Source organism: Lentilactobacillus kefiri, from assembly GCF_009739535.1.
Classification (GTDB): Bacteria; Bacillota; Bacilli; order Lactobacillales; family Lactobacillaceae; genus Lentilactobacillus; species Lentilactobacillus kefiri.
In genome coordinates this window covers 1,042,895-1,059,511 of sequence record NZ_CP029971.1, presented here as the reverse complement: position 1 = coordinate 1,059,511, position 16,617 = coordinate 1,042,895, and the positions used below count along the sequence as shown (strand labels likewise).

At 41.1% G+C, this 16,617-nt stretch carries 15 protein-coding genes and 1 tRNA gene; 3 read left to right on the top strand and 13 right to left on the bottom strand.

The window, feature by feature from the left end; translation table 11 throughout:
* Positions 1-11: 11 nt before the first annotated feature.
* The 4 genes from DNL43_RS05120 to rlmH all read right to left on the bottom strand — a co-directional run bounded on the left by DNL43_RS05120 (position 12) and on the right by rlmH (position 4,168).
* Positions 12-1,664, bottom strand: coding sequence for a peptide ABC transporter substrate-binding protein (locus tag DNL43_RS05120; protein WP_056981358.1), 1,653 nt, complete (start codon positions 1,662-1,664; stop codon positions 12-14).
* A gap of 418 nt (positions 1,665-2,082) precedes the next feature.
* Positions 2,083-2,853 (bottom strand): glucose 1-dehydrogenase, encoded by a 771-nt coding sequence (locus DNL43_RS05115; protein ID WP_056981360.1) that lies wholly within the window; start codon positions 2,851-2,853, stop codon positions 2,083-2,085.
* A gap of 78 nt (positions 2,854-2,931) precedes the next feature.
* Positions 2,932-3,507 (bottom strand): DUF4352 domain-containing protein, encoded by a 576-nt coding sequence (locus DNL43_RS05110; RefSeq protein WP_054768916.1) that lies wholly within the window; start codon positions 3,505-3,507, stop codon positions 2,932-2,934.
* A 181-nt stretch (positions 3,508-3,688) separates the two neighbouring features.
* Entirely contained in the window at positions 3,689-4,168 is a 480-nt protein-coding gene (gene rlmH / locus DNL43_RS05105) for a 23S rRNA (pseudouridine(1915)-N(3))-methyltransferase RlmH (protein ID WP_054768915.1), read from the bottom strand.
* A gap of 188 nt (positions 4,169-4,356) precedes the next feature.
* Between rlmH and DNL43_RS05100 the strand changes: the two genes are divergently transcribed.
* Positions 4,357-5,343, top strand: a complete 987-nt coding sequence (locus DNL43_RS05100) for an IS30 family transposase (RefSeq protein ID WP_109249238.1) — start codon at positions 4,357-4,359, stop codon at positions 5,341-5,343.
* Between the two features lie 743 nt (positions 5,344-6,086).
* Here the strand turns inward: DNL43_RS05100 and DNL43_RS12220 are convergent.
* The 6 genes from DNL43_RS12220 to yycH (DNL43_RS05075) all read right to left on the bottom strand — a co-directional run bounded on the left by DNL43_RS12220 (position 6,087) and on the right by yycH (DNL43_RS05075) (position 12,282).
* On the bottom strand, positions 6,087-7,094 hold the full coding sequence (locus DNL43_RS12220) for a hypothetical protein (protein WP_225366621.1): 1,008 nt from the start codon (positions 7,092-7,094) through the stop codon (positions 6,087-6,089).
* A 53-nt stretch (positions 7,095-7,147) separates the two neighbouring features.
* The gene (locus tag DNL43_RS12215) at positions 7,148-8,260 is read right to left on the bottom strand and encodes a hypothetical protein (protein ID WP_225364658.1); all 1,113 of its coding nucleotides are present in this window, start codon (positions 8,258-8,260) and stop codon (positions 7,148-7,150) included.
* 183 nt (positions 8,261-8,443) lie between these two features.
* Positions 8,444-9,703, bottom strand: coding sequence for a S1C family serine protease (locus DNL43_RS05090; RefSeq protein ID WP_054768914.1), 1,260 nt, complete (start codon positions 9,701-9,703; stop codon positions 8,444-8,446).
* Positions 9,704-9,795: 92 nt separating this feature from the next.
* Entirely contained in the window at positions 9,796-10,599 is an 804-nt protein-coding gene (locus DNL43_RS05085) for an MBL fold metallo-hydrolase (protein ID WP_056981362.1), read from the bottom strand.
* Positions 10,600-10,619: 20 nt separating this feature from the next.
* Positions 10,620-11,450, bottom strand: coding sequence for a two-component system regulatory protein YycI (locus DNL43_RS05080; RefSeq protein WP_082619701.1), 831 nt, complete (start codon positions 11,448-11,450; stop codon positions 10,620-10,622).
* A gap of 16 nt (positions 11,451-11,466) precedes the next feature.
* Positions 11,467-12,282, bottom strand: coding sequence for a YycH family regulatory protein (yycH, locus tag DNL43_RS05075; protein WP_263863752.1), 816 nt, complete (start codon positions 12,280-12,282; stop codon positions 11,467-11,469).
* A 75-nt stretch (positions 12,283-12,357) separates the two neighbouring features.
* Between yycH (DNL43_RS05075) and DNL43_RS05070 the strand changes: the two genes are divergently transcribed.
* Positions 12,358-13,133, top strand: a protein-coding gene (locus DNL43_RS05070) for an IS5-like element ISLpl3 family transposase (protein WP_086989537.1) whose coding sequence is annotated in 2 segments (ribosomal slippage) — positions 12,358-12,682 and positions 12,682-13,133 — 777 coding nt in all. Because the reading frame shifts where the segments join, the coding sequence is not laid out codon by codon here.
* Here the strand turns inward: DNL43_RS05070 and yycH (DNL43_RS05065) are convergent.
* From yycH (DNL43_RS05065) to yycF, 3 genes are read right to left on the bottom strand one after another with little or no spacing between them, the layout of a single operon-like run.
* The gene (gene yycH / locus DNL43_RS05065) at positions 13,126-13,623 is read right to left on the bottom strand and encodes a two-component system activity regulator YycH (protein WP_225439255.1); all 498 of its coding nucleotides are present in this window, start codon (positions 13,621-13,623) and stop codon (positions 13,126-13,128) included. The two genes, DNL43_RS05070 and yycH (DNL43_RS05065), sit on opposite strands and share 8 nt — an antisense overlap.
* The gene (walK, locus tag DNL43_RS05060) at positions 13,613-15,466 is read right to left on the bottom strand and encodes a cell wall metabolism sensor histidine kinase WalK (RefSeq protein WP_056981367.1); all 1,854 of its coding nucleotides are present in this window, start codon (positions 15,464-15,466) and stop codon (positions 13,613-13,615) included. The genes yycH (DNL43_RS05065) and walK overlap by 11 nt, the downstream gene beginning before the upstream one ends.
* Before the next feature lie 37 nt (positions 15,467-15,503).
* Entirely contained in the window at positions 15,504-16,226 is a 723-nt protein-coding gene (gene yycF, locus DNL43_RS05055; protein ID WP_056981369.1) for a response regulator YycF, read from the bottom strand.
* A 275-nt stretch (positions 16,227-16,501) separates the two neighbouring features.
* On the opposite strand from yycF, the gene DNL43_RS05050 reads away from it, so the two are divergent.
* A tRNA-Lys gene (locus tag DNL43_RS05050) sits at positions 16,502-16,574 on the top strand.
* The last annotated feature ends 43 nt before the right edge of the window (positions 16,575-16,617 follow it).

The window sequence follows — 16,617 nt, the reverse complement described above, 5'->3', positions numbered from 1 at the left end:
TCTTTTTCATATTATTTTGTCAAATAAGCTGTTCTATAATCGTAATGCCCATTAATCCGATCATATACAACACCTTTAAGCTTAGGGTTTACAAGGTCAATTCCATTTGCTTGATAGATGGGAGTAATCCCTTGATCGGTTGCCAGAATCTTCTCAGCATTAATCAAATCTTCCCATCTCTTTGTGGAATTGTTCGCATCTTTGTTATTGGAATCTTTAATTGCTTGATCAAACTGTTTATTCTCCCATTTTCCATTATTCTCAGGATTGTGAGAGGTAAACTGAGAAAGAAATGAGATTGGATCAGCAAAGTCTGCAGACCAGCCGGTAAAGTTCACATCAAAATTGCCAGCAGATGATCTTGCAAGCATTGATGGAAATGGCATGCTATTGGATTCAATCTTTAGGCCGGGTAAAGTTTCTTGAAGTTCACTTTGAATAAACTCTATTACGTTCTTAGTTTGATCATCGTCAGCTGATAACAATTTGATCGTTAAATTCTTTTTACCCAAATGTGATAAAGCCTTTTTATAATATTGCTTTGCTTTTGCTGAATCGTGATCAACCGTTCCTGGAACATAAGCTTCCTTCGCAAAATCCTCACCGGTTTTAGGATTCTTTGCAAAATCTGCAGGTACAAATCCTTTTGAAACAATAGAACCGTTTTGCATAACTTTGTTAATTAATTGACTTCGGTTTAAAGCCAATGAAAAAGCCAGCCGTAAGTTTCGGTTCTTAAACACACCTTTTCGTTGATTATATTGTAAATATTCTGTTGCAGCGAGAGGTCGTTTAACGGCGTCCTTACTTTTTCCAAGTTGTTTTGCTTGTTCACCAACAAGACTTATAAGGTCAAGCTTTCCGGATTGAAATAAGTTGTATGCAGTACTTGGAGATTTTGCAACTGTGTAGTTGATTTGAGACAACTTAACTGCTTTTTTATCCCAATATTGGTTATTTTTTACAAGTTTCCAAGAATCATTCGTTCCTGTCCAGCCGACGTTTTTGAACGGACCATTATACACCGTAGTCTTTGCTGAAGTTCCATAGTTTTTCCCATACTTCTCAACTACTTTTTTATCAAGTGGATATAGTGTCTCTCGTGCCATAACCATTTTGAAATAAGTCGTTGGTCTTGCAAGCTGTACTTTTAGCTGATATTTCCCAATAGCTTTGATTCCAAGTTTACTTGGTAAAAGCTTCCCATTAACAATTGCACTTGCGTTTTTAACGTTATCAAAAAGATAAGTATATTGACTGGCTGTTTTCGGATTAACCGCGCGTTGCCAAGAATAGACAAAATCATTCGCTGTAACAGGGTCCCCATTGCTCCATTTTGCATTATGCCTAATATCAATCGTGTATGTTTTGCCATCTTTGGAAATCCGAGTCTTTGTAGCCAACGCAGGATCAACATTTCCATTCTCATCATATCTATATAAACCTTCAAACGTCTCATCAACCTGAATAAATGATGTTTTATCATATATTTTTGATAAGTCTAAACTTGTAATTTCTGCTGTGGTAGATAGATTAATCTTCTGATTTCCTGAAAGTTTTTTTGAATTTTGATTAGAACTTTTTGAACCACATCCTACAAGTAAAACCATTGTTCCAATAATGCTAGTAGATAAGAGTAATTTTTTAAAATTAGAAATTCTCATACGTTTTCCCCATTTCCTCATTGAATTTTAATTAATATTATCATAAACCATTTCAACTTTATGTCAATAACATGGCAATATTTTGCATTAATATTCAAATATGACATCGTAATGTGAGGATACAACGAATTGAGGAAAACATTTTTAATTTCAAACTTATTTATCAACGATCTTGGTTAAAGTATCGAAGAACGACAGAAACGAATTTCTTGAAAACAATACAACTGAAATCATGTCCGCATTCACTTCGCAGTTTTCATTATTACTGCTGGTGAAGAAAAATAATGAGTGAGTTAATCTTACCAATCGCTTTTCGTTCATATTAGAAGTTAAACCTATACTTTGGAATATTGTCCACATAAAAAAGCCGCAGGGAATTCCCCACGGCTTGCAATAATGATCATCAAAATATTCAATTTTAATAAGCGGTCCACGAACCGTCAACTGGCAATACCGCTCCATTGACATAACTGGCTTCGTCGGAAACCAGGAACAATGCGGCGTTTGCGATTTCCTCTGAAGTTCCGGGTTCTGGCGATGTTGCCATCCCTTGCGATTGTCTGTCAAAGCCAAACTTATCAATGTTCTTACCCATCGATTGAGCAATGTTGGTCTTGATGCCACCAGGTGCAATCGCGTTGACCCGAATTCCTTCTTTTTGATACATATAAGCTGTATTCTTGGTAATTCCAACAACCGCATGCTTGGAAGCCGTGTAGGCAACGCCGGCACGGGCGCCGTTGGTTCCACCAACCGAGGCGATATTCAAAATAACACCCTGCTTTTTAGGCAGAAATTCCTTAACGGCTTCACGAGTTGCGTACATGACACTGTCAGTATTGACGGCGAAGACTTTCTTCCACATCTCATCGGTCAAATCACCAATTGGTGCCATGTTATCCATAATTCCAGCATTGTTAACAACAATATCAATTTGCCCAAATTTATCTTTAGCGAACTTAAACATTGCCTTGATATCTTCTTCATCGGAAACGTCAGTCTTAATGGAAGCTACTTCACCCCCACCGTCTTTGGCAATATTTGTAACAACTTCATTCACCCGATCTTTATTCAAATCGGCAGCAACAACCTTTGCGCCTTCAGCAGCAAACAGCTTGGCCATCGCAGCACCCATTCCTGATCCGGCACCGGTAATAATAGCTACCTTATTCTTTAAACGATCTGTCATGAAAAAGCCTCCTTGTGATATATAAAACGCTTACACTCTTATTGTATACGATATGCTGCGCAGATGTTAACCAGGAGACTAATAAAGTGCCACTTTAACCGTTTCATCATTCCAAATTGATGGTTGGTATTGCAGCTTTAAATCCGCGTCTCGTTTGGCTTGACCGATTAAGTTTCCGGTCACGCTGGCACCCGGATTGAGATCACCACTTTCCAATGTATCTCTGGAATGTTTCTCTGAGGTTAATATTTCCATCATGTTCGTTGAATTTCCGTTCGCATTCAATTGGAAATCCATTGGAGTGTATGATTGCTTCTTACCGGTGTCATTTTTAATCGTCACGTTGCAAATCACATACCGGTTTCCGCTTTTTGGTTTATCAAGTTGACTGCCATCATAGTAAGTCACCCGATTGACCTTGAACTTGTACCCTTTGTAATTAACGACTTGGCCAACATGGTAACTGTCCTTTAACTGACGATCATTGGATGACTGACTTTTGGCAGACGAAGCCGTTTCCGACTTGTTACTGGCCGAGTCATTTTCACCACCCGATAAAGCACCACCGGCCATGATGAGGCCAAACACGACTAATGCCCAGACCCACCACTTCTTGAACCAAGGCTTTCGTCCATTTTGCTGATCTTTGTTCATCTATTTCCCTCCAAATCATTTGTCTGCATGAATTCCTTCTAACAATTGTGATGATTAGTATATCTAAGAAAGAATTGCAACGTCTATTTTGGAGTTTGCATTTTAACAACGGTCTGTGGATAACCGAAAACAGTCAATAAAAAAAGATGCATCCCTTCTGGTAAAGGATACATCTCGACGTTTATTTATGATACGGGCTACCTTCATTAATCATAAAAGCCCGGTATATCTGCTCTGACAGCACCAATCGCATCAATTGATGGGGCAATGTAAATCGGCCAAATGAAATCTGGGTATCCGCACGATCGAGAACGTGCTTCGATAACCCGAGCGAACCTCCGATGACAAAGGTGATATCGGAATGACCGTACGTGGTCAAATCGGCAATCTCCTTTGCGAACTCTTCTGAAGATCGCTCCTTACCAAGGATCGCAAGTGCATATACGTACTCGCGGTCTTTGATTTTGTCCAAAATTCGGGCACCTTCTTTATCCATCACCTCATCCATCTCTGCCTGGCTGAGAGATTCAGGGGCTTTTTCATCGGGAACTTCCACAATCCGAAATTTACAGAAACGCGATAACCGCTTTGCGTATTCCGCAATCCCCTGCTTAAAATACTTTTCTTTGAGTTTGCCAACAACCACTAATTTGATATTCAATATGTCATTTCCTCCAAATGGTGAATGATCCTGTGTAAAAAACAGGGTTTATAAACAAGTTGTCCACAGAGTTATCCACAGGTTTATGCGGCGAATTTACAATTGAAATGCAACACAAAGTAAAAAAATAAACCCATACCGGGTAGAATCTGTTTAACGACCAAATCAAACAATTCGAGGTATCCGGTATGAGCTATAAACATCTTACTATAAAAGAACGTGAAATACTTATGTTTTTACGAGCTAAGGGGTTATCTATCCGGGCTGTTGCGTTACGGCTGGGGCGAAATCCAAGCACTATTTCACGGGAGTTAAAACGTTGTGCAGGTAATTATTCCCCAAGCAAAGCAGATAATGACTATCATCAAAAGCGGCAGAATTGTCACAAGAAGCGACTATTAGACAGCCATCCACAATTACGTCGTCAAATTGTTCATTACATCTTAGATCTGCACTGGTCACCAGAGCAGATTACCGCTCGCTTTAATAAGGAACATCAATGGTGTGTTAGCTACAACACAATTTACCGTCATATCTATCAACACAATTTAGGTGAGAAGTACTCCTCACGTGGTGATACCGGTATTCAGCGCCATCTCAGACATAAACATCGGACTCGGCATTCAAAGAATACTAGACGACATCGAGAAGTACAGACCGACTATATCTCGATCCATGAGCGCCCTGGTTTTATCAACCAGCGTCAACGTATAGGTGACTGGGAAATTGATACTGTGATTGGTCGAACGGGTCACTCCATCCTTTTAACGGTTGTCGATCGGCTTAGTCGGCTTACGCTTATCAAAAAGGTTGTGCAAAAGGACTCGCAGGAGATAAATAAAGGCTTAGTTGAACTGTTAGGGGACATTCCTAAAGAATTTGTTCATTCTATTACACCAGATCATGGGACCGAATTTCTTCATCTTGATGAAATCAGCGAAAGGTTAGGTGTTACTGTCTATTGGCCCGATCCATATTCGCCTGAACAGCGTGGAACAAATGAGAATACAAATGGATTAATCCGGGAATATTTTCCCAAGCGAACAGATATTGATAATTATACAGAACAGGACGTTGAACACTGCCAAAAGCAGTTAAATCAACGTCCTCGCAAAGTGTTAAACTATGAAACCCCATATGAAGTATTTTTTGACAAACCGTTGCACTTAGTTTGACAATTCGCCGCACATAACTAATTTTTTTGGGACCCGCATTATTTTAAAAAATGTCAAGAGCCAAAAATGTTATCCACAAAACTGTGGACAACGTGTGTTCGCAATCTATCACCGCAAACCCTATTATATCAGTCTTTGTTGCGACGAACAAACCCCTTTTTTAGGCCAAAAAAAGTTATCCACAATTTCTGTGGATAACTTTGCCCATTCGGGGGATAACTATTCAACGTTATTCTACCAATGGATGACAGAACCCTGTGGATTGTCCACAGAGTTATCCACAGACAAAATGTGGATAGTTTATCGAATTTTTACATCCTATGAATCTTTTGAATGAAACTCGGCTGGTTGTTCGTATTTATATAACGTGTACGGTACAAGTTCAAGCTATTTCATAAAGCCGTTCGTAATTTGTTCGAAAATCCAATGTTTGCGGAGAAATCGAACAGGTTTTCGCAGATATTAATCGCATAATCCGAACAAATCTGTCCCAAAAGATTGGAGATGAAGCAAATGTTAGTCAAATTAATCAATAAAAACGGCTCAGTGACGTTACCACTCCCCGCCGATATAAATCCCCAGCACGAGGAATATAACGTGTTCCAGACGCAGGAGGGGGTTATATTGTGCATTCCAGTTGAACGATCTACGGAAAGCTGATAAAAGATTTTACAGCAAAAAGGACTTCTATTCCTAATCATTAGAATGGAAGTCCTTAAATGTGTTAGTCAAACAAGTATCAATTATTTATTGTAGAGTTCAGCAAGTGATTGTGCTTTGAAATTCGTACTATCAAGAGTAACTTTCTTGTCATCACCATCTTGGGTGTATTTCAATCCTACTTTTACAGGAGTTGTTCCGATAGTAACATTGCCATTCTTGTCAAACAATGGTGTATCAATATTCTGCCCGTTATCAAGTGCAACGGTATTATCGTTTGCCTTAGCAGTGATGGTAATCTTATAGATATAAATTGTTGTTCCTGCCATTGCAGGAGCAAAAATAGAATCAGTCGATCCACCAAAATCACTTGCTGCTAAATGAGTTTTGGCAGCACCCAAAAAGCCATCATTTTTTGCAGCATAGTAAATGGTATCCAAATGTTGGTCCTTAAGTGCAGTGTTAAAGCTAGTAACTGAAACTGTATTACCGGCATACCCATTCAAATTTGAATCAGCAGCCAATGCTTTAGCAAAGTTTGTATCTGAGTTTCGTTGACCATTTGAGCTTTCAAAATAATTAACTGGGACATCTTTTGTTACCCAACCACTAAGATGCTGGAAGAAAGTAAAGCTCGAAGCCAAAGCTTTCACAGGAATCTTAGCAACAGTCAACTTAACATCCTTACCATAAGTAGCACCTTTGATAGCATTTAAATTAGCCTTTGTCTGTGTGTCGCTGAGACCAGCAACTGTGTAGCCTTTAATACCGGCAGCAGTTAATAATTCTGTATAAGCTTTTTGAACAGTAGCTGAATTTGATGATGTCGGATCATCCTTTACCGCAGCCTTAATGGTATCCAAAGCAGTCTTATCATTAGTTCCCTTAGTTAATTTAAGTGGACCAACTGCCTTACCATCAGGATCCACAAATGATAACTGAACTTCATTATCCGTAATTGGATTTACAGCAACCGTCTTAATGGAAACTTGGTTACCGAATGTTGTTTGAGCAATCAACGCTTGTTGTTCAGTGGTCAAAGTGTTGTTGGCACTTAATTCATAACCGGTTCCCTTCAATGCATCGACCAATTTGGTTTGAATAGCAGTTGCGTCGGCAGCAGCTAATGTCCAAGTTGATCCGTTTAAGGTTCCAACTGATTACCATTTACCGCATTGGCATTTGTGTAATCAATCGAATTGATGACATTTCCATTTGGATCAGTCAAAACGATTCGAACGGCCTTGTTGATTGTTGGCTTTACAACTGAAATTGTCACGCTTGAACCAAATGTCCCTTGAGCAATTGCGGCAATTTGGCCAGGAGTTAACGTAAATCCAGTGTAGCCTAATGGTGAAAGGGCAGCTGAAATTTGTGATTGAATTGCGCTTGAATCGTTTGAATCCAGTTTCCAAGCACCGTTGACGTTTGAACCAACAGTCGCACCCTTAGTGGCACCACTCTTGGCGTAATCAACTGATGTAATTGATGAACCGGTTGCTGAATCAACCAAGTTAATTCGGATGGCGTTATCAGCGATTGGTGAGTTATTTGAGGCGGTCTTTAAGCCGGAATATAGAATCCAGCCATCGGCACCTGAGTTACCATTTGTAGCGTAAATGTGAACCCATTGGTCACCTTCGCGAGTTCTGGTTCCCGCTTGATCAATCTTATAATTAACGGTTGCGTAAGGTGTTGAATCAGTTACCTGACGACCAATCTTATATTGCGTCCAAGCTGGTTGCTTGTATGTAACCGTCTGGTTGTCATTAGCAGTTCCCGGATTTGCAAACTGGAATGTATTGTTGGACATATCATTCGTAAGAGAACCTTGCTGGAAAGTTTGATAAGATTTCAAACCACCGGCAAAGACAGCCTTGCTTCGGCCGCCATAAATCCAGCCACGATAATGACCATCAAAGGTGACAACCTTGTAATAGACTTTACCTTTATTGGTTCTTGCAACTCGATATGCTCGAACGTTCTTGGTTGATTTTTTAGATCGTGCAAGATCTTTCAAAGTAATCGTTGTAGCAACCTTCTTAGCGCTCTTCAGTGAAGAAGCTTTGGTGTACAAGCCTGCTTTCCCCGTGAACGCAACGTTTCTCGTTGAACCATCAGTCCTTAACTTCACGTTGGAAGTGACTCTCACTCTTGATTTGGCACTGGCATTTTGAGCATTTGTAGCCCCAACAGCTGCAAGCAAACCAAAAGCGGCAAGAGAGATGATTACCGACTGCTTAATATGAATTCTCATGTGCATTTCCCCTTTTGCATATTTTTGATACACCTTAATTGTATCTCATAAGGTCATTAATTAATATTACACGCATATTAAGTATTACACTTGTGTTAAGTAAGTAAAACCGCCCAAACTATTTTCCATAAAAATAACCCTCATTCATCAACTGACGAACGAGGGTTATCAAACATCTCTATTTTATTTAGTTGCTTCACTTAATACTTTACTGGTTGCTTTTTCGTTCAAAGTAATTGTGCTGGTCTTCTTATCACCTTTGTGGTAGTAAGTAACCGAAATCTTATCACCGATCTTGTGCTTATAGAGGATATCACGTAATTGACTCTGTTGAGTAATCTTCGTGCCATCCAACTTGGTAATAACATCGTATTTAGCCAATCCAGCCCGCTTAGCAGGTGAATTTGAGTTGACGTTAAGGACAACGGCCCCTTGAGTGACACTCTTAGGCAGCTTCAAAATTGAGCGTTGCTGCTGTTCGGAAATATTAGACAAATCAGTGTAGCCGATTCCTAATGCTGGACGGATAACTTGACCGTTCTTAATCAACTGGTTAATAATCATAACCACTTCATTACTTGGAATAGCAAAGCCCATTCCTTCAACGCTGGTTCCTTGTTGATCAGATGCCAACTTCATTGAGTTGATTCCGACAACCTGGCCGGCGAAGTTAATCAATGGACCACCTGAATTACCAGGGTTAATAGCTGCATCGGTCTGAATAACCGTTGCGTTACCAATTTGGGCACCACTTTCAGAGGTTTGCGGAACTTCCCGTTTCTTAGCGGAAATAATTCCTTGAGTGACTGATGTTGCGTACTGAGAACCAAGTGGTGAACCAATGGCAAGAACTGGTTCGGCAACTTTAATGTTGTCCGAATCGCCAAATGTCGCAACTTTCTTAACCTTATCAGAGTTAATCTTGATAACGGCCAAGTCACTCACGGCATCTTTACCAACAACCGAAGCGGAAACCTTGGAACCGTCACTTAGGATGATCTCCAAAGCATTGGCACCGGCAACCACGTGGTTATTAGTAACGATGTAAGCAGTATTGCCGCTCTTCTTGTAAATCACACCGGATCCTTCACTGGAAGCTTCAAGTTCACCACTGCTCTTCTTTTTACTTGAAGAACCGCCTTGAATCTGACCCAAAATTCCGGATAATGTATCATCACTTGAACTTTGTTTTTGTAAATTAATCACAGAAACGACAGTGCTCTTAGTCGCATTGAACGCCTTTTCTGCTTGGGTATTGAGGTTCACTTTCACATTGCTGACCTTGGTGTTGCCATTCTTGTTCGTACCAGAGACCAGCTCTGTTCCTGTTCCATTATTATTGTTATTAAAATATGAAACACCGCCGTAAGTAATTCCACCGCCGAGCGCGCCGGCGATAACGGCAGTCGCAATGAATTTTCCAAAACCATTATTTTGTGCCAATTAGTGTGCCTCCCTATTGTTTTATATTACTTATAATAACCTTTTTTTATGACGAGAGTGTGTTTAAAAGTTTAGAATTATCTAAAGACTCTTTAAATAATCATTAAAGGCGAGGCGTGGTCCTGAGAGGTGTCATACAGCTTGAAGTCTTCGCCGACACCCATATCGTGATCCTCCAAAATGGAAGCAACCGTTAGATGTGCCAGGGTCTTCATGTTGTTATGAAGGCTTCGGTGTCCCAGGAAGACTTTCTTGGTTCGGTGCCCAATCACATCGAGCATTGCGTTTGCACCATCCTCGTTGGACAAATGTCCCTGATCACTCAGAATCCGCTTCTTGGTCATCCACGGATAGTCACCGTTCTCCAACATTTCAATATCGTGATTACATTCCAACAAATAACCATCGGCATCCTTGATGACGCCTTCCATTCGGTCGGAAACGTAGCCGGTATCAGTTAGGATAACGAAGGATTTGTTGTTATGGTGAAAGACATAGAATTGCGGCTCAGCGGCATCATGTGAAACCGAAAAGCTCTCAACATCAATATCGCCCATATCCATGACACTATCCGGCGGCATAATATTTTTTTGATCGTCGGAAACCTTTCCGATTCGTGGCGCCATCGCATTCCAAGTGCCTTCATTGGCGTATACCTGAATACCGTATTTTCGGGCTAAAACACCGGCACTGAGCCGATGATCGGAATGTTCATGGGTGACAAAGAGGGAATCGACATCGCTTAAATCACGGCCAATTGACTTCATCAAGGCTTCAATTTTCTTACCGGAAAGCCCGGCATCGCAAAGAATCTTGTGATCCGGTGTTTCGATGTAACTGACGTTGCCGCCGCTTCCGCTGGCAAGGATACTGATTTTCATGTCATCATTATTCATACTGGTTCTTCTTCCTAACTTTAATTCATTGACGAAGGATTGTTCTTCAAATTCTCATCGGTCTCTTTAATGATCCCACCGGTAAATGCATTGATCCGTTTCAGCTGAACCTGAGTTGAGTTTTGCGGTCTGATTGCAATGATCCAAGTTGGGATAAAGACCCGATCGCCATCAATTGACAATAGTTTCGTATACCCAAGACTGGTCCAGGCAACCGTGGTGTTATTTGGTATTTCATTATATTGATACAGCCAAATGAGCGCCCGAGTTTCCGAAATCGTTTCTGAACTTTCACGGAGACTCTTAATTCCCTGCAGATAAGACTGGGTGTAACTAACAATCTGATGATTGGAATTTAAAGTAAATCTAATTTGGGCTTCTGAGGAATAAATGGAACTTCCCAGTGCCTTTTGATTGTATACGATATTGCGGCTGGTTGAAAGGTCTTTGCTGTAAACGTACTGATCACCGAACAAAACAAACGTTGAATCAGTTAATAGCTTGTTAATTGATTTCTGGGGATTGGTCTTGTTAACAGAAATCGGCTGCTTAAGTTCACTTTCCAACTCATGACCCACAAATTGGGGAGTCTGGTTGGCTAATTGACCCATCTGGTTACGCAAAACATCGCTTTGCTCACCGGAAATATAAAAAGCTGTTTCATTTTTCCGAGATAAATTGCCAACTTTGATTTGGTCGTTTCGCATTTCCTTGATGATAACAGAATCTGAACCACCTTGTGAAACGTTGTCGGCCTGCATATCCATGTTCTTTCTAAACATCCCAAACAGAAAAATATCAATTGCGATAAAGGTCACCAAAAAGATGATCTCAATTCTTCGAAAGTTCACCAGGCTCCCTCCTTTCCTAATATTGATTCATAAGTGAAGTGTAGCTGCGCCATTGCTTGTGGTAATAAATGTACCAATCCGGATTCAGATCAATCAGCAATGGCGAAGTTGTATCTTTCTTCCAAGTGTAACCCAAGCGGACCTTTTGCAGGTCCTTCATATTGTAGCCATGGTCCTTCAAGCGCTTCAACATGGTTTCAGTTGAAGGCAGAGAAACGTAACCCTTGTTGCTTGGAAGAGGTACTTCAAGGTTGTCCAACGAAAAGATGGTCCGCTGAGCACTGGAGTTAAGGGTTCTGGTTGAAACTGTCCCAAACCCACTCGTTCTAAATACTGGGAATCCTTCGACGTAGGTTCGATACATAATCGCACGGGTATTTGGATCGTAACTGAAGAATCGCACGTTATCCATTGGCAGACCGAGCTTAGTCACATTCTTATAAGAATCCTGAATTGCAGACGTTAGGTTTTTCCGGTTATGATTGGGACGGAAATCAGAGAATTCTCCCATCCGGTTACGGGAATTGAACATGAGCTGGAGGGAACTTTGATCACCATAGATAGTCATATTCCTTCGACGCTTAACGTTAACGTTGGTTGAATCCTGAGTGTTCAGAAGTCGACTGACATAATAATCATCGGACTGACGGTCGATTAGATATTTATATGGCTGCATTTCCACCGATGTGGTAACATAAACAGCCGGTTTGTTGTTAAGCAGTTTGAAGCTTGCCGGTTGAGTCCGCATATCCATCTTCAAAACTTTCTTCAGCGGTTTTAAGCTGCGCTTTTTAACGTCAACTTCATAAACCGTAAAGTTTTTATCATACAAAAGATATAGCTTAGGGACTGTCTGAAAACTAAAAATTCAGGTATAATCTGAGGAAAAACGAATCGAGGCATTCCGATGACAACACCTAAACGATACGAACTGGAAGATGCTCAGTGGGACCGAATCAAAGGATACTTCCCGCCATACCGGACTGGCCGTCCATCAAGCCTAGACAACCGTACCGCCCTCAACGCTATCCTCTGGCTCATGCGCAGCGGGGCTCCTTGGCGTGATCTACCTGAACGCTATGGCTCTTGGAAAACGGTGTATAGTCGCTTCCGAGCCTGGGTAAGTTCAGGCTTGTTCGAACAGGTTTTTCTCGAATTGATTGACGATCCCGACATGGAAAACTTGAGCTTAGATTCAACGATCGTTCGAGCGCATCAAAAGGCCACTGGGGCAAAAAAAACGCCGAATGTATGGTCGAAAATCAAGCTATTGGACTAAGTCGAGGTGGCCGAACGACCAAGATTCACGCACTCGTTGACGGATTAGGGAATCCCTTGGGTTTTCGCCTAACAGGTGGTCAAGTACATGATAGCCAAGTTGCCAGTGAGTTGCTGGAAGGCTTCGATATTTCTCAATCAAATATTATCGCGGATAAAGCCTATGGCACCGCGAAACTTCGCCAGTATATTGAAGATAAAGCAGGCGTCTATACCATTCCGCCAAAGGAAAATACCAAAGACAAGTGGACCTGTGATTACCACGTTTATTGTGAGCGCCATTTGATTGAGAACTTCTTCAATCAGTTGAAGAACTTTCGTAGGATTGCAACGCGTTATGATAAGCTCGCTCATGTTTATCTGGCTACGGTTTACATTGCCTCAATTTGCATCTTACTTAAGTAGTTTTCAGACGGACCCTAGTGGAATTATTAGTTGGTAAAATAATTCGATTGATTTTATAATTTGGAAATTTTCTGAAATGATTTTTAACAATGTAGTTAACTACCCGCATTGAAACGGTATCCGAATAGTTCAGCATAATTGAATCCGTCTGGTTGGCAATCCGGAAATAATCGACCTTGGAGTTTTTACTTAAGGTTTTTATTTTTGGATTCTGATAGTTATGCATGGTCTTTTTAACTTCAGTAACCGTGTTGACTAATTTGTTAACCATGATCTGCTGAGTTCCATCCGCATTGGTATGAAGCGCCTGAACGGGGGTATAAACGTACCGTTTTGGCTTGATCATCTGTTGCGTTTGAGGACTTTGGGCAGTTTGCTGCTTATTGTTCCGGTAATTGGCCGGGTTGGTCCATAACACAACCGATAAAGTCAGACTGACAACCACCGCAATGGTGAGTGCGAGTGGTATTAAGTATTTACTAAACCTCATCCCACAAGTCCTCCTCTTCTACCGGTTCGTATGGCAAAGCAATATAGAACGTTGAACCTTTACCTTCCACACTTTCAGCCCAAATTTGGCCGTGCAGTGCTTCAACCGTTTCTTTAGAGATCGCTAATCCTAAACCACTACCGCCTTGTTGACGAGAACGGGCCTTATCAACTCGGTAGAACCGATCAAAGATATGGGGAATATCCTTACGTGGAATTCCCAACCCTTGGTCAGAGACGCTTAAAATGACTTTATTTCTGGTCTCATAAAGCCGACAGGTAATGACCCCGCCATCTGGCGAATATTTAATCGCGTTGTTCATTAAATTATCAAGCACTTGCGTGAAGCGGTCGGTATCAAGATCAACCCACAAGTCTCGTTTGGTAAAGTAACGCTTGATCGTGTAGGTCTTTTCAGGATGGTCCTCTTTTTTGAGGATCATATCAAATCGGTTCAAAACGTAATTGAACAATTCATTGATATTAACCAGTTCCACTTCCATCTTTTGAGTACCGGAATCCATTCGTGACAATGTCAACAGATCATTAATCATCCGGATCATCCGATCGGTTTCATCCTGCGTTACTTTCAAGAACTTGGGTGCCAGCTTGGGATCCTTCCAGGCACCGTCTGATAAAGCTTCGATGTAGGAACGGACACTGGTCAACGGTGTTCTTAATTCATGAGAAACATTGGAAACGAATTGCTTACGGTCCTGGTCGATTCGCTGCTGCTCGGTGATATCACGAAGCACACAGACAAGGCCACTAATAAACCCGGATTCTCGCTGAATAAGTGAGAAATGGGCGTGCAGTACCAGACTGTGATCTTCACTTGAAAAATCAAGAATCAGTTCATCCGGTTTTTCAAGTAAATCACGCAGACTGTAATCTTTTCGAATATCTAAAACATCCAAAATTGATTTTCCCATAGCTTGATTTTCATCAAGGTCCAGGAAGCTGGCAGCCGTTTCGTTAATGATAATGACATTTCCACGACGATCGGTCGCTAAAACACCATCGGTCATGTTGGCCAACACAGAATCCAGTCGCCGTCGTTCAGACTCGGTGGACTCATGGGACTCTTCAACCCTGACAGACAGGTTGTTAACCGCACTGGCAAGCTGACCCAGCTCATCGTTCCCATACACGTGAACCTGGCCGGAATAGTCCCCACGGGCAATTCTGATGGTTTGCTTCTTCATTTCTTCAATTGGTCGGGTAATTGCCCGAGAAATCACAATCGAGATTAATAACCCCAATATAATAGCGATTGATGCGGCGAACAGATAGATCAGCGTAATGCTGTTGATGCTATCGTACACGCTATCAAGGTTGGCCCGGGTATATACAACACCGACGACCGTACTATTATTATTGGAGCTCTTAATCAACGGCGAAATCATCGTATAGTAACGAGCGCCGGTTGATGAATCATAAGTTGTCTTTTCAAACTTTTTGCCATTGTAGATCGCATTTTTAACGTTATCATCAGTGGTTTTTTGGCCGACAATGGCCTGGTTATTGATTTGATTGGTTCCACGGATGGTTCCCTTGTTATCAATGACTTGAATTTGGGCAGTATTGCCGCTGCCGGAGTCATTTAAAATTGTCTTGATTCGGCCATTAGCCTGAGTTTCATTGGAATTCGACAATTGGGTTGTTAAGGAGTTGGTCACATAAGTCTGGAGCTGAATCTGGTTCTTGAAGGTTGCCAAATTTTGGTGTTCCAACTGCCTCACGAATACCGCACCGACGATTTCCAGTGTTACCAGTAGAATAAGGGCAAAAACCAGCGCTATCTTAAATTTGATTGATTGGTAAAACTTAATTCGATTATTCACAACCAGTAGTACCCCTTATGCATTGATTTCATTGATATTAAGCCTGATCATTTTCTGGGTTGCGCAGGTAATAACCTACCCCGCGTCGAGTTACCAGCCAAGTTGGGTGACTTGGGCTGTCTTCGACTTTTTCACGAAGCCGTCGAACAGTTACATCAACAGTTCGGACATCACCAAAATAGTCATAGCCCCAAACTGTCTGAAGTAAATGTTCACGAGTCATAACTTGACCGATATGTTGTGCCAGATAATGAAGCAATTCAAATTCACGGTGAGTCAATTCAATGTTTTCACCACGTTTGGAAACTGAGTAAGCTTCCGGATGAATGACCAAATCACCGATTTTAATATCTTTATTGTCTTCTTCTTCACTACTATTGTTGTTTGAAGTGTTAGAACCCTGACGGCGCAAGTTTGCCTTAACCCGGGCAACCAATTCACGGTTGGAGAACGGTTTGGTAACATAGTCATCAGCACCAAGTTCCAGTCCAAGAACTTTATCCAATTCAGAATCCTTGGCAGTTACCATGATGATTGGGGTGTCTTTAGTCTTTCGGACTTCACGAGCAACTTCAAGTCCATCAACCTTTGGCAGCATAAGATCCAAAATAATTAAATCAGGATCAACGTCTTTGACCTGCTTTAATGCTTCTTCACCATCATAGGCAACAGCAACTTCGTAGCCTTCTTTGGTTAAATTAAATTTTTCAATGTCGACGATAGGTTTTTCGTCATCGACAACTAATATCTTTTTTGCCATTAACAATTTCTCCTAACATGGATTTATTATTGTTATTTTCTATAAATTTGCACACGCCAACATGTTGTTATTATAACACAGACATATATTGGTCAAATAAATACGAATGAAGCCTCGGATCGTCGGATAAATGTTTGAAGCACTGTGAATAAAGATAGTGGATAATGATTGATTGTCCACCAACTCAACAAAATTCACTGCCAATGTAAAAAATTGACTTTTGCGTGTTGCAAAAATTTTGTGCATATGCTATTATATTTAAGTCGGTTAGTAATGGGCAGTTAGCTCAGTTGGTAGAGCAACGGACTCTTAATCCGTGGGTCCAGGGTTCGAGCCCCTGACTGCCCATCAATTACATACCATTAAATAACGATCACGCAGCTACTTGTAG